Source organism: Daejeonella sp. H1SJ63 (assembly GCF_029360775.1).
Lineage (GTDB): Bacteria > Bacteroidota > Bacteroidia > Sphingobacteriales > Sphingobacteriaceae > Daejeonella.
In genome coordinates this window covers 1-14,415 of the sequence record NZ_JARKMZ010000030.1, presented here as the reverse complement: position 1 = coordinate 14,415, position 14,415 = coordinate 1, and the positions used below count along the sequence as shown (strand labels likewise).

Annotated in this window: 12 protein-coding genes; 7 read left to right on the top strand and 5 right to left on the bottom strand. The window is 41.3% G+C overall.

What is annotated here, in order from left to right; genetic code table 11:
- Positions 1-90 precede the first annotated feature (90 nt).
- The 4 genes from P2W72_RS11160 to P2W72_RS11145 all read left to right on the top strand — a co-directional run bounded on the left by P2W72_RS11160 (position 91) and on the right by P2W72_RS11145 (position 6,362).
- Positions 91-624 (top strand): hypothetical protein, encoded by a 534-nt coding sequence (locus P2W72_RS11160; RefSeq protein ID WP_276362300.1) that lies wholly within the window; start codon positions 91-93, stop codon positions 622-624.
- 4 nt (positions 625-628) lie between these two features.
- A complete protein-coding gene (locus tag P2W72_RS11155) occupies positions 629-2,188 on the top strand; it encodes a methylmalonyl-CoA mutase family protein (protein ID WP_276362297.1) in 1,560 nt (519 codons plus the stop codon).
- Positions 2,189-2,599: 411 nt separating this feature from the next.
- Positions 2,600-4,027 carry a chromosomal replication initiator protein DnaA gene (gene dnaA / locus P2W72_RS11150; RefSeq protein WP_276362294.1) on the top strand — a complete coding sequence of 476 codons (1,428 nt, stop codon included), beginning with the start codon at positions 2,600-2,602 and terminating at the stop codon, positions 4,025-4,027.
- A gap of 172 nt (positions 4,028-4,199) precedes the next feature.
- Positions 4,200-6,362, top strand: a complete 2,163-nt coding sequence (locus P2W72_RS11145) for a PQQ-binding-like beta-propeller repeat protein (protein ID WP_276362293.1) — start codon at positions 4,200-4,202, stop codon at positions 6,360-6,362.
- Positions 6,363-7,276: 914 nt separating this feature from the next.
- Here the strand turns inward: P2W72_RS11145 and P2W72_RS11140 are convergent.
- The 4 genes from P2W72_RS11140 to P2W72_RS11125 all read right to left on the bottom strand — a co-directional run bounded on the left by P2W72_RS11140 (position 7,277) and on the right by P2W72_RS11125 (position 9,771).
- On the bottom strand, positions 7,277-7,828 hold the full coding sequence (locus P2W72_RS11140; RefSeq protein WP_276362291.1) for an NUDIX hydrolase: 552 nt from the start codon (positions 7,826-7,828) through the stop codon (positions 7,277-7,279).
- A gap of 57 nt (positions 7,829-7,885) precedes the next feature.
- The gene (locus P2W72_RS11135; protein ID WP_276362288.1) at positions 7,886-8,656 is read right to left on the bottom strand and encodes a TPM domain-containing protein; all 771 of its coding nucleotides are present in this window, start codon (positions 8,654-8,656) and stop codon (positions 7,886-7,888) included.
- Between the two features lie 32 nt (positions 8,657-8,688).
- Positions 8,689-9,123 (bottom strand): TPM domain-containing protein, encoded by a 435-nt coding sequence (locus P2W72_RS11130; protein ID WP_276362285.1) that lies wholly within the window; start codon positions 9,121-9,123, stop codon positions 8,689-8,691.
- A gap of 69 nt (positions 9,124-9,192) precedes the next feature.
- On the bottom strand, positions 9,193-9,771 hold the full coding sequence (locus P2W72_RS11125; protein ID WP_276362282.1) for a LemA family protein: 579 nt from the start codon (positions 9,769-9,771) through the stop codon (positions 9,193-9,195).
- 90 nt (positions 9,772-9,861) lie between these two features.
- On the opposite strand from P2W72_RS11125, the gene P2W72_RS11120 reads away from it, so the two are divergent.
- Complete coding sequence (locus P2W72_RS11120) at positions 9,862-11,409, top strand: FAD-dependent protein (protein WP_276362279.1); 1,548 nt, start codon at positions 9,862-9,864, stop codon at positions 11,407-11,409.
- Between the two features lie 818 nt (positions 11,410-12,227).
- Positions 12,228-12,587 (top strand): CoA-binding protein, encoded by a 360-nt coding sequence (locus tag P2W72_RS11115; RefSeq protein ID WP_276362276.1) that lies wholly within the window; start codon positions 12,228-12,230, stop codon positions 12,585-12,587.
- A 1-nt stretch (position 12,588) separates the two neighbouring features.
- Here P2W72_RS11115 and P2W72_RS11110 read toward each other — a convergent pair whose 3' ends face one another.
- Positions 12,589-13,956, bottom strand: a complete 1,368-nt coding sequence (locus P2W72_RS11110; protein ID WP_276362273.1) for an RNA methyltransferase — start codon at positions 13,954-13,956, stop codon at positions 12,589-12,591.
- A 136-nt stretch (positions 13,957-14,092) separates the two neighbouring features.
- Between P2W72_RS11110 and P2W72_RS11105 the strand changes: the two genes are divergently transcribed.
- Entirely contained in the window at positions 14,093-14,410 is a 318-nt protein-coding gene (locus tag P2W72_RS11105) for a hypothetical protein (RefSeq protein ID WP_276362269.1), read from the top strand.
- Positions 14,411-14,415 lie beyond the last annotated feature (5 nt).

Here is a 14,415-nt window from a genome sequence, read left to right as displayed (position 1 = left end):
TCTTTTAATAAATCCAACAAATATACATGAAATTGCTCACTTTTGTTCTGACTGCAGGCATTTTGACCATCTGTTAACAATTGCAAACCAATGAATGGAACTCTTTATATACTTGATATTTTAAAATATGCGATTGCCGGCATTATTGTTTTCTTTACGGCATGGTATTTTATTAAAGAACACCTCAGCCAAAAGCTGAATGTTCAGTTAATTGATCTCAAAAAGGAAAGCATGAGGCAAACCTTGCCATTGAGACTCCAGGCTTATGAGAGGGTGGTGCTTTTCCTCGAAAGGGTCAATCCTGTTAATATGTTAGTGAGGCTTCATCATCCGGGAATGACCGCCCGCCAGTTGCAGCAATTAGTAGTAGAAGAGATAAGGGCTGAGTATCAGCATAACATCTCACAGCAAATTTATGTTAATGACAACACCTGGAACATTGTTAAAAAAGTGAAAGAGGATACAATTGCCCTGATTAGTAATGCTGCAAATGCTTTACCCGAAGATTCAAGTTCGCTGGAATTAAGTAAATCGGTATTGCTTCACCTGGCGAATCTTGAAGGTGAAAATCCTTACGATTTATCGCTTGCTATAGTTAGGGAAGATATTCAAACTTTATTCTGATGAAATGAGCGATAAAAAAGTAAAAACCAGCTCAGGTATTGAGATTAAAGAAGTTTACTCTGAGCCAAAAGCATTGGAGATGCCGGGGGAATTCCCGTTTACAAGAGGGATTCAGAAAGATATGTACCGGGGGAGATTGTGGACGATGCGCCAGTATGCAGGGTTTTCTACCGCAGCTGAGTCTAATAAGCGCTATCATTATCTGCTTTCACAGGGCACCACCGGACTTTCAGTTGCATTTGATTTGCCAACTCAAATTGGTTACGACTCAGATCACGTGATGTCGGAAGGGGAAGTTGGAAAAGTAGGAGTGGCTATAGACTCTCTCAGGGATATGGAGATTCTTTTCGATGGGATTGATCTTCAGAAGGTAAGCAGCTCCATGACCATTAATGCCACTGCCCCGATCCTGCTGGCTATGTATATCTCACTTGCCAAAAAACAGGGAGCTGATCTTAAGCAGATATCGGGTACCATTCAGAATGATATTTTGAAAGAATATGCTGCCAGAGGAACATATATTTATCCGCCAAAGCCCTCTATGCGGCTAATAACAGATGTTTTTGAGTATTGCAGCAAAGAGCTTCCCAAATGGAATACAATATCCATATCCGGATACCATATTCGCGAAGCAGGCTCAACAGCAGTACAGGAGCTGGCATTTACCCTTGCAAATGGCAAAGAATATTTAAAAGCTGCTTTGGATAAGGGGCTCGACATTAATGTTTTTGCAAAACGATTGTCTTTCTTTTTTAATTGCCATAATAACTTTTTTGAAGAGATTGCAAAATTCAGGGCAGCCAGGCGAATGTGGGCAAAAATCAGCCAGAGTCTTGGAGCCACAGACCCTTCAGCACAAAAACTGAGATTTCATACGCAAACCGGAGGCTCAACTCTGACCGCTCAGCAGCCCCTGAATAATATCATTAGAGTTACAAATCAGGCAATGGCTGCCGTTTTAGGGGGTACTCAGTCACTTCATACCAATGGATATGACGAAGCACTTTCCTTGCCTACCGAAGAAGCTGCTAAAGTTGCATTAAGAACGCAGCAGATTATTGCTTTCGAAAGTGGAGTCACAGAGACCGTCGACCCGCTTGCAGGTTCTTATTTTGTGGAGTCGCTGACAGATGAAATTGAAGCAGCAGCCTGGAAGTATATTGATGCCATAGATGCCCGGGGCGGGGCAGTGGCTGCAATTGAGGCAGGTTATATTCAAAGTGAAATTGCCGCTTCGGCCTACGAATATCAAAAGGATATTGAAAATAAGGCTCGTATACTGGTTGGTGTTAATAAATATGAAGATACAGAAGGTCTGAGACCAGAAGTTTTTAGGGTAGATGATTCCATACGTAAAATTCAGACAGAAAATCTGAGCAGTTTAAAATCCGACAGGGATGCTGCGGCTGTCCTGAATGCACTATCTGAGTTAACCACCGCAGTCAGATCCGGAACTAATACCATGCCCTTTATCATAAATGCTGTTGAGGCTTATGCTACCCTGGGAGAAATAGCAGATGCCTTTCGCCGGGAGTTTGGAGAATACCAGGCACAGGGCTTATAATCTGCTTTGAAATTTTATCTCAGGTTTTGGTCTTCCGGAAAGGCTTAACAGGATGTTGTTGATAAATAAATAAGTATAAAAGTGCCGAAAATATTATCCTGAAGAGTAAATATTTAGCAATATAAACCATAAGTGTTCATATACAGTATCTTATGAATTAATTGTCCAATGGGAGGCAAATAAACACTCTGAAATCGTCCGAATTTGGTCAGGTAAAAGGCGTATAAATCGATTTTCTTTTTGAGATATAAAATCAACAAAAAATAACTTATTATTCTCTTTTACAATAAGTTAAAACTAATTTTAAATTTTAGTTTTTTAATCGGATTTTTTTCCGAATATTCGATACTCCAAAGAGTTATCAACATTTCTTTCGGCATCGGTTGTAAATCAGATTATTAGTAAAATTATATGGAAAAAACTTGTACACATGTATGGAATAACTGCCTTCAGATTATTAAGGATAACATACCGGCCCAGAGCTTTAAGACCTGGTTCGAGCCGATAAAAGCCTTAAAATTAGAGGGTAACGTTTTGACTATACAGGTGCCGAGTTTATTTTTCTACGAATGGCTTGAAGAGCACTATGTTGGGCTGCTCAGAAAAACTGTAAAAAAGCAGTTAGGAGAGGAAGGAAGACTGGAGTATAACATCGTTGTGGAAAAGTCTTCGACCAGTATTCCATACACAACCAATATGCCATCAAATGGCAATGGTGCTGAGGGTAAAAATCAGTCCATGCCAATGCCGATTTCTCTGAACAAGGACATCAAAAACCCTTTCGTGATTCCGGGCCTGAAGAAATTGCAGGTAGACCCTCAGTTAAATCAGAATTATACTTTCGAGAATTTCATTGAAGGCGATTGTAACAGGCTTGCGCGTTCAGCCGGATATGCAGTTGCTGGAAAACCAGGAGGAACATCTTTTAATCCGCTGATGATCTATGGCGGTGTAGGTTTGGGGAAAACCCACCTGGCTCAGGCAATCGGTAACGAGATCAAGCGTACTTTAACAGATAAACTGGTGCTTTATGTTTCCTGCGAGAAATTTACCCAGCAGTTTGTTGATGCTTTAAAGAATAATAATATTAATGACTTTGTGAATTTCTATCAGGCAATGGATGTACTGATCATGGATGATGTACATAACTTCGCCGGTAAAGAGAAAACACAGGATATATTCTTCCATATTTTCAATCACCTGCATCAATCAGGTAAACAGTTGATTATTACGTCAGACAAGGCTCCCAAGGATCTTTCAGGTTTAGAGGAAAGATTGCTTTCCCGTTTCAAATGGGGACTATCTGCTGATCTTCAGGTGCCTGATCTGGAAACCCGTATGGCTATCCTCAATAAGAAGATGTATTCAGATGGAATTGAACTGCCCTCCGAAGTTATTGAATATGTAGCCCATAACATCGACAATAATGTTCGTGAGCTCGAAGGTGCAATGGTTTCCTTATTGGCACAATCAACCCTTAATAAAAAAGAGATTGATTTGAATCTTGCGAAGTCCATGCTGAAGAATTTTATAAAAAATTCAAGCAAGGAAATTTCTATGGAATACATTCAGAAATTGGTTTGTGAGTATTTTGAGGTTCCGGTTGAGATGGTTAAGTCCAAGACCAGGAAACGCGAGATTGTTCAGGCTCGTCAGATCTCCATGTATCTGGCAAAGCTTCATACCAAAACTTCACTGAAATCGATTGGCGCCTTTTTTGGTGGTCGTGATCACTCTACTGTAATCTATGCCTGCCAGACTGTTGATGATCTGATCGATACAGATAAAAAGTTCAAAGGTTATGTTGCGGATATCCAGAAAAAATTAAAAATGAGCTAAACTGTCTGATTGTCAGAATTTTAGAATAATTTGTAGTACGTCTAATGAGTTTGAAACCAATCCCCGGATTGGTTTTTTAATTTCTAAGATTCTGAATATTACCTGATTACTTGTTTTTATTCACTGAAATTCTTTACTTGCTTATAGTCATCTAAAATTATAGCGTATCCCTGTGAAAATAAATGTAGAGTCACGTTTGTTCCTGATTGCTTTGTCAGGACTAATTCTTAATTCCTGTTCAAAATCAGGGAATGCCGATTATTCAACCTGGTCAAGTTATGGAGGTACAAAAGATGCAAACCGCTATTCAAGTATTGATCAGATCAATACCGCTAATGTATCAAAATTGGAAGTAGCCTGGGTATTCAACACCGGCGACAGGGATACATCCAATCGTAGCGAAATGCAGTGCAATCCAATTGTAATAGATGGTAATTTATACGTAACCAGTGCTAAATTTAAGCTGTATGCTTTGGATGCTGCAAGCGGCAAACAGAAATGGGTATTTGATCCTGCATCCATGAGTGATGAAAGCACAGGATTCGGGATCAGCAGGGGAGTGATGTTTTGGCAGGATGAGACAGGTACAGATAAACGCATTATTTATGGGGTAGCTTCCAGGTTATATGCAGTGAATGCTTTAAACGGGAAGCCTGTAAAGGAATTTGGCAGGGGCGGATACATTGAATTAAAGGATGGACTTGATATTCCCAAAACTCAGGATGGTTCATTGCTTCTTAAAACACCTGGAGTTATCTATAAAGATCTGCTTATTCTGGGGATGAGTTTGTCTGAGGATGCGGATGCTTTACCCGGACATATCAGGGCATTTGATGTCAGAACAGGGAAGAGGAAGTGGATATTTCACACTATCCCTCAGCCCGGTGAATTTGGTTATGATACCTGGGAAGATAAAGATGCCTGGAAAAATATCGGTGGTGCAAATAACTGGACCGGAATGTCTCTTGATGAAAAAAGGGGCATCGTTTATATCCCTACAGGTTCGGCCTCTCCCGACTTTTATGGAGGTACACGTAAGGGATCAAACTTTTTCGCGAATAGTATCATCGCTCTCGATGCAGCTACAGGGAAATATATCTGGCATTATCAGGTAGTGCATCATGATCTCTGGGATCGTGATCTGCCTGCTGCTCCTAATCTTATTACAGTAAACCATAATGGAAAGAAAATTGATGCACTGGCTCAGATCACCAAGCAGGGTTATGTGTATCTGCTTGACCGTACTAATGGGAAGCCGGTATTTCCGATTCCTGAGGTTCCGGTTCCTCAGGAGGGTGCTTTACCCGGTGAAAAACCATGGCCTACTCAGCCAATTCCGACACTGCCTGAACCATTTTCCCGCCAGACATTCGGCCCTGAGGATGTAAGCAATCTTAGTCCGGAAACCCATCAGGAATTAATGGCCAGATATCTTAAGATTAAAAACAGAGCACATTATTCTCCCCCAGGTAAGGAGGGAGGCTGGATGTTCCCTGATTTTGGAGGTGGTGGTGAATGGGGAGGTGCTGCCGTAGATATGGAAACTCAGATTCTTTATGTAAACAGTAATGAGGTTCCTTCTACCCAGGTTATGCTCGATGCACCATTGAATACCGGCGCTGGTATTAGTCCGGGCAGGGTTCTCTACAATAAATACTGCATCAGTTGTCATGGAGCCGAATTGAAAGGCAGTGGTTCAGAATACCCTTCTCTGGAGAATCTGAATAAAAAATACACTATTGTCCAGGTCGGTCAGATCCTGCAGCAGGGGCGGAACAGAATGCCGTCGTTTAATCATATTCCTGAAGCAGAAAGAAAAACCATTGCTGCATTTTTATTGGGAACAGAAACAAGTTCGAAATCAGGAAATTTGCCTGTCGCTTCGGGAGAAGTCAAAAAACGCCAAATTCCGTATAACATGAAGGGATACGATCGTTTTGTTGATAAGGACGGCTACCCCGGCATTAAACCTCCGTGGGGAACGCTGAATGCAGTGGATCTGAATAGTGGTAAACTTTTATGGAAAGTTCCTTTGGGTGAATATGCAGAGTTGATTAAACGGGGCTTTGGAGTAACAGGTTCACGTAATTACGGAGGACCGGTGGTAACTAAAGGTGGCTTGATTTTCATTGCGGCCACTCCTGATGAAAAGATCAGGGCTTTTGATAAGAATACCGGAAAAATACTTTGGGAGGCTAAACTTCCTGCAGCCGGTTTTGCGAGTCCATCAACCTATATGATTGATGGTAAACAATATCTGGTGATTGCCTGCGGCGGAGGAAAACTGGGGGTAAAATCGGGAGATTCGTATGTTGCTTTTGCCCTTCCGGATTAACTCAATTAAGCCTCAAAGTATCAGGTTAAATCTGAAAGAGTAAAAAGGCCTTGTTTGAGTCTTTAAAACTGTGCCCCTTGTTTTAAGATTTAAATGTAAGCCCCCCCCTTCATAACCTTTCCTCCCTCTATCGCCGGGAGGGCTCGGTGTTATTCACCTTTTGTTTATTGTTTTTAAAGGTGTTCATGCTTTCGCCGCTGAAGGGCGGCTCAGGTTTGACGGCCAAAAGTACCCAAAAGCCTCTTTCAATCCCTAGGTGCCTTTGGCCACCAGTCAACCGCACATCAAAAAACAGCGATCGCTGAATTGGGGGATATTGCTATATGAAAGCATTCCTTATATGATCCCAAAGTCTAATGCTCGGTATTGCTATTTGATTTAATTTGCTTCTGTTTTTTGATCTTGCTGGCATAGGTCCCGGTTTAACACCGGGAGAGTCGTCCTTCGGTACCCCCTGTATACTATTAACGTTGGTTGGAATCCTGCCATGACTGACAATCATTCATAACTTGCAGGTATTGAGCCTTGCAGAGATCGGCCTTCCGGGATTTGGCAGGAAAGGCGCATTTTATCCTTTATTTTAACAATCATAAAGCACAGGTACTAAGCAATCCGGAGAAGTGTTGCAGAAACATTCATATCTCACCACCATGGATACGGTTTGGATTGCACTTACAGGATAAAATGTGGATTTACAACAAATACCGGACAGCCGCGGCGTTACTCAAGTTTTTTATGTCTTTTAATTGCTTTCGTGGTCTCGCCGCTGAGGGTGGCTCGGCATTGCTTCCTTTTCCAGCTGCAGGGAAAAGGAAGTGCCCAGCGGCATGAGCGAAATTTTTTCAGTGTGGTTAAATCAAATGTAATTAACCAGGTAACAATTAATTAAGCCTTTGGAGAAACAATGGTCTGCCTTATTTAAGCAGTCCCATTTTTACCAAAGCATAAAATATCCCACTGGTATGAAGGGCCTGTCCGAATTGATTTTTCAAAACCAATTCTTTTAATTTTTCAGGGCTTACCAGTTCAATATCAATTTCTTCACCTTTGTCCAGTTTCTGCCCGGCAACTTTTTTCCCGCCTGTAGCCAGATAACAATAGGTCTTATTATTAGCTGTGGCCGGATTCCCGTAAACAGTAGAAAGGAATTCAATTTCGTTGAATACATATCCCGTTTCTTCGAGCATTTCCCTTCTTAAAGCTTCTTCCGGAGTCTCATTCGCTTCCATACAACCTCCGGGAAGTTCCAGAATAACTTCTTCAGCGGCATGCCGGTATTGTCTTACCAGGATAACTTTTCCATCCCCGGTCAATGCAATTGCATTAACCCAATCGGGATATTCAAGTACATAATAGTCGGGAATGATGGTTCCATCAGGCATTTTGCAGGAATCAACCCTTAGAGTAGCCCAGTTTTCTCTGACGAGATATTTAGATGACAGTTTTTCCCAGTTGAGATGACTCATATTCAGATCTCTTGAAGCTTTATCCTTTGAGCTTTTGGCTTTCCCCTTTTCGCTAAATTACCAGCTGCCGCTTGACCCACCGCCACCAAAACTACCTCCTCCGAATCCACCAAAACCACCACTGTCAAATCCTCCGCCACCTCCGCCGAATCCTCCGCCATGTCCACGCCCCATCTGACTGCCCAGTAATAACCACCAGAACGGACTGGCACTACCACGGCCGCCGATAACCTCAGATCCGCCCCCGCCTTTTTTTATCGCAAGCAGGATGACTATAACTATGATAATGACAACGATGATATCAATACCTCCGCCTTTGCCTTTACGTTTCGGGCTATCGTTTTTGTATTCACCTTTAGTATAGGCGATAATGGCATCAGTTCCGGCAACTAATCCGCCGAAATAATTACCTTCTTTAAAGTTGGGTGTAATTTCTCTGGTAATGATTCTTTTGGTTATAGCATCAGGCAATGCACCCTCAATTCCGTAGCCGGTTTGAATAGTTACTTTTCTGTCGCCCAGAGATACCAGTAATAATACTCCATTATTGTTTTTTGCTCCGCCAATTCCCCAGTTTTCGGCCAAACGTACAGCATAATCAGCGATATCATAACCCTCAAGAGATTTAATAAGAACAACCGCGATTTGTGTAGAAGTTGAATCATCAAATGCGACCAGTTTTTGTTCCAGTTGCTGAATTTGTTCTGAAGATAGCGTTTGGGTATAATCATTTACAAGTTGATTCGGTTTTTCAGGGAAAGTCTGGGCATTTAGTCCCAATCCTGATAAAACCAGAATAAACGTGATGAGTATTTTATGAAATTTCATTTTTAGCTTGCTTATGTAATTATTTGCACCCATTATTTGCCATCCATAAATGAGATGTCATCTGATAATTCGTTGAGGTCGCCATCCTGATACGGGAAATAAGTCTGAAGCTGCTGTCCGGCAAGCCTGATCCCTGCAGTAATTCCTCCTGCAAGATCACCATTCTTAAAATAGCTGAGCATAACATCTTTTGTACTGTCCCAGAAATTATCCGGAACAAGCTTATTGATCCCTGCATCGCCAATAATTGCAAAACGATGATCTTCTGTTGCAATGTAAATTAGCACACCATTCCTTTGCACAGTCTTATCCATTCCTAGTTTTTTGAAATAGTTGGCTGCACGATCCAGTACATCTTCACTGCAGGTTTTTTCTACACAAATACGAATCTCACCGGAGGTAAATCGTTCAGCTGATGCAACTGCACTGCTGATTTGCTTTTGTTCTTCTTCACTGAAAATTGACATGACTGAAATTTAAATCGCCGGCTCAGAGTCCGGCGATCTTGTTAATTAATGTATTAGCTGTGATAAGTTTTAGAATTCAACTTTAGGAGCTTTGCTTGCTCCTTCATCAGCTTTGAAATACCCTTTTGCCTTGAATCCAAACATTCCGGCAGTCAGGTTATTCGGAAATGTTCTGATTGTAGAATTGTACTCCTGGGTAACTGTGTTAAATTTTTGGCGTTCAACAGTAATTCTGTTTTCTGATCCTTCCAGTTGTGCCTGAAGTTCAAGAAAGTTCTGATTCGCTTTAAGTTCAGGATATGCCTCCACTGTAGCAAGTAATCTTCCCAGAGACTGGCTTAACTGTCCTTGCGCTGCCTGAAATTGTGCAATAGATTCCGGAGTAAGCTTGGTTGGGTCAACACTAACTGAGGTGGCTTTTGCCCTGGCTTCAATAACCTGAGTCAGGGTTTCTTTTTCAAAATTTGCCGCTCCTTTAACAGAGTTAACCAGATTTGGAACAAGGTCAGCACGGCGCTGATAAACATTTTCTACCTGTGCCCATTGTGAAGTAACCTGCTCGTCCAGCTTTACCATGCTGTTATATCCGCAGGAGCTTAATGAAAGCACTGCGAAAAAGCCTATGATACTGAATACTATTCTTTTCATGATTGATTTTTAGTTTTTCTTAAATTTACATGATAGGAATCAATTTTCATACCTTTGTTACATATCCGGGATAATACCCGGCAAAAAAATATGATCAAAGAGATTGAACTGGTTCTCCCTCCGGAGCATTCATCTGATGAGTCCTTCATCAGAAATTCAGCATGTAAAGCCTTAAATATTAGTTCTGAACGTGTAAATGAGGTTAAAATACTAAAACGTTCAATTGATGCACGAGGCCGGAAAGTGGTCTTCAGATTAAAAGTCAATGTATTTATTGATGAGTTTCAGGTACCTGAAATAATTTCCGTTAAATACCAAAATGTCAGCGACAAAAAGCCGGTTTTGATCATTGGTGCCGGACCAGCTGGATTGTTTGCAGCCTTGCGTTGTATAGAACTGGGACTCAAACCCATCATTATTGAACGGGGTAAGGATGTTAAACAGCGCAGAAGGGATCTTGCATTGATTAATAAGCAGGGAGTTATTAATCCTGATTCTAATTATTGCTTTGGTGAAGGCGGAGCAGGAACCTATTCTGATGGTAAGCTCTATACCAGATCAAATAAAAGAGGGGATATTCAGTACGTTCTGAAGACTTTTGTGTCTCATGGCGCTACAGAAGATATTCTTATTGATGCCCGGCCGCATATAGGTACCAATAAACTTCCGGGAATTATTACCTCAATTCGTGAATACATATTAAACGCCGGTGCGGAGATTTATTTTGATTGCAGAGTTACTGATTTTATTATCAAAGGTGGTAAAATGAAAGGGGTACTGGTCGGTGACCGAAAATTTGAGTCTGATCATGTTATTCTGGCAACGGGTCATTCTGCCAGAGATATCTATTATATATTAAGAAAGAATAATATCCTGCTCGAAGCAAAACCATTTGCGCTTGGGGTTAGGATTGAACATCCTCAGGAGATCATTGATCAGGCTCAGTATCATTGTGCTGTCAGGGGGCCATATCTGCCCCCATCGTATTACAGTTTGGTTGAGCAGGTGGATAACCGGGGTGTTTTTTCATTTTGTATGTGCCCCGGAGGGATCATTGCACCTTGTTCAACTGATGAGAATGAGATTGTAGTGAACGGATGGTCGCCATCGAAAAGAAATAATCCATTTGCAAATTCAGGTACAGTGGTGCAGGTAAATCTTGAGGATTTACCCGGCTCTGCAGAAGACCCATTCAAAATGCTCAGCTTTCAGGCTGACATTGAGAGAAAGGCGTTTGTAGCGGGAGGAGGCAATCTGGTGGCTCCGGCTCAGCGCATGCTTGATTTTGTAAATAATAAACTTTCAAATGACCTTCCTGTGAATTCCTATATTCCGGGTACAAAGAGCGCAGATTTGAGAACAGTACTTCCTGAATTGATTTACCGGAAATTGCAAAAGGCGCTGCCTGCTTTCGGAAAGAAAATGAATGGATATTTTACTAACGAAGCGATTCTTGTGGGTGTTGAGTCAAGGACATCTTCACCCTTAAGAATTCCGAGGGATAAGGAAAGCTTCCAGCATCCCGGTATGCCGGGTTTATTTCCCTGTGCTGAAGGTGCCGGATATGCAGGTGGAATTGTTTCAGCGGCCATTGATGGGATGAATTGTGCGGATGCGGTTTTTAGGGCTGTCAATTAAGATGAACCAATGTCTTTGTGTTTGCTGAAAGATTGAATATGATTTCTGCTTTCGTTAATTTTTGATGATCAGGAAATCAGCTGTGTCGCTCTTTTGATCGGCAGTCCTGCTTTTTGCTCATACTTCACCGGCCTTAATCACAGGCCGGTATCCGCTTCAATCAGGTTTAAAAACTTTGGAATTGCTTTCAAATCATAACGAATTGAAAGAGAGTATCAGACCTTATTCTGTACAAAATCCTGATGCTTTATATATGAATAGAAATCCCGGGATGCTTTTACGAGATTAAATTACAGATGGAGTCTGCATTTTAGCTTGCCATGCACTGAATGTGTAAGCTTACTGACTGAGGCCAAGTTCTGTCCATAAGGCACTCAAATCTGATTATTTGACAATAGTTAAATGTAGCTAAGACTTATGTTCGCCATTTATTGGTCGTTCATAATTGTCATAAAGACGACCAATATACGACGAAGAGACGACTAATAGACGTCGAAGACCAGGTATTGGTACAGATATGTCTCAGCTTAAAGTGGGGTGAATAGCCTTCCCTGATTTTTTGGGTGTTCAATACGAAACGAACCTTTGATGCTCATCACTCTCAAAGTACGTGTTTAGTAGATGGTTCAGTTCATCAAAATCTTCCACAGTGATAGATGAGGGAATGTTATCTGCTTTAAAACCTGCTGTGAGATTTTAGTACGCCAATGCCTTTCTTACGAATTCCTTGTATATTTGATTTTTAGCAATCAGGCTTATTTTTAAGGCAGATTGCTATTACATCCGGCTCAACTCAATCTAATCTACCTCAATACCAAATGAAAAAAACTTTAATACTTGGAGCAAGCACCAATCCCTCAAGATATGCTAATCTGGCAGCACACCGTCTGGTAGCATATGGACATCCGATTATTAATGTGGGTATAAAACAGGGTGAAGTTGCAGGTGTTCCGATTGAAAAGCCTGAGCAGATTCATACGGATCTGGATACCATTACCCTTTACCTGGGTCCGCAGAACCAGCCTGAGTATTATGATTACATCATAAAATCAAAACCCAGGCGCATTATCTTTAATCCCGGTGCTGAAAATCCGGAGCTTGAAAGTCTGGCAGAAAAGAACGGTATTGAAACAACCGAAGCCTGTACCCTTGTACTTTTATCCACAGGACAGTATTGATTTATACTACATTCGGATTGGTTATTCTTATTTCCTTCGGAAAATAATTATTTAGCCGGTTGTTCAGAATTTTGGCCCAGCCAAGCGGGTGGCCTTCATAGCACATCAAAGCCCATCCCCTGTGCTCTGATTCAATTTTTAACTCATCCCTTTTTAAATAGGATATAGATTCTTCTCTGCTAAGGCTTATTTGGGGAATATCCTTATGATATATAAGGCTTACTGCAAGTTCATGATTTGGCACCACGTCCTTTCCCATAACCTTGCCGATTCTGACCCCTGATTTTTTAAGATATAGTTTTGACTGGAGGAATTGAAGGTCTGCTTCATGTGCCGGGTTCAGCGCATAATACTCATCCAGATGATTGATCATACTTAACTCTGATGAATTATTGAGCCATCTCTTAATGATATCATCATTTTTTTTGTTTCCTTTATTTTCTTTCGCCCTCTTTATCTGTGCTGAAACTGCTATGTCCTTTTTTCTGAAGGCAGCGATAAAGAAACCTTCTCCTTTTACTTTATGCGGGTAGAAACGGTATCCATAACATTTATGCTTATCAGATTGTGTTTCCACGATACCCCATTCTGCTTCTATGGGGATACGTAAGCTTTCCAGATTAAAGTTATTGCAAAGCCAGTCGGATATTTCTTCATTTTCTTCCTTTGAGTAGGAGCAGGTTGAATAGATCAGCGTTCCGTTTTCTTTTAATGCAGGATAAATATCTGCAAGAATTCGCTGCTGTCGATGGCTGCAAAGCTGGACTGCACTTTCAGACCATTCGCTGATTGCATCCGGATCTTTTCTGAACATTCCGGAACCGGAACATGGGGCGTCAACAACTATGGTGTCGAAGTAGCCGCCCAGCCTTTTGAAGTCCTTCGGGTCATTATTGCTTACAAAGGTGTTCTCCATGCCCCATTTATTCAGATTGTCGCATAATACCGGCACGCGTGTTTTGATAATTTCGTTGGCGAGCAGTAAACTTTCTTTAGTAATAAGAGAGCTGATCAGGGTGCTTTTACCTCCGGGGGCTGCGCAAAGATCAAGCACTCTCTGGTTTTCTGAAAGGTCTGTTGAATATTTAAGTACCTGTTCCAGAAACATGGATGAGGCTTCCTGCACATAATAACAACCGGCATGAAACAAAGGATCGGCAGTAAATGAAGGTCTTTCTTTCAAATATCTTCCGGTTTTGCACCATGTTACCGGTTCAGCATCATTGAATAGGCCTGTTGGCTTAAAAGGATTTAATCTGACTGATGTAAGCGGTTCAGAACTATCATGTGTTTTGATAAACAGTTCATCTTCAATATGATGATTCACTATTAATGATCTGATCAATGCCGGGGGTAGTTTGCTGCTCATAATTAGATCAAAAATACAGGAATACTTGTTATAAGGCTGATGTGAAATTGTTTTTAATTTTTTTCATCTTCAGGTTCAGGCAGTTAGTAATTTTTGCAATTTTTTTCTTGTCAGGAGTTGTGTGGAGAGGTAAAAGATGTTACCTTTGCAACCCCGCAACGAAGGAGATGTGGGGTTGTTGTTTGAGAAGGTTTTAGGGTTTAGGTTTAGGATGAGCGTGGTTGAGGAGAGCAGTGGAGAGAGGTTGAAAAAAAACTTTAAAATAAATTTTGCAGGAGTGGAAAATGTTTCTACCTTTGCAGTCCCAAACGAAAGGGGAATCAAAAAACACACCGGCGGCGCAAGGCCAAAGGGAACAAAAACTGAAAGATTTACGATCCTGCAATTGCGGGAAAGAAAATATAAGCTGCACCGTGAAGGGAAAGCGCCACGTTCTTTAAAGAAATGTCAATAGAAGTA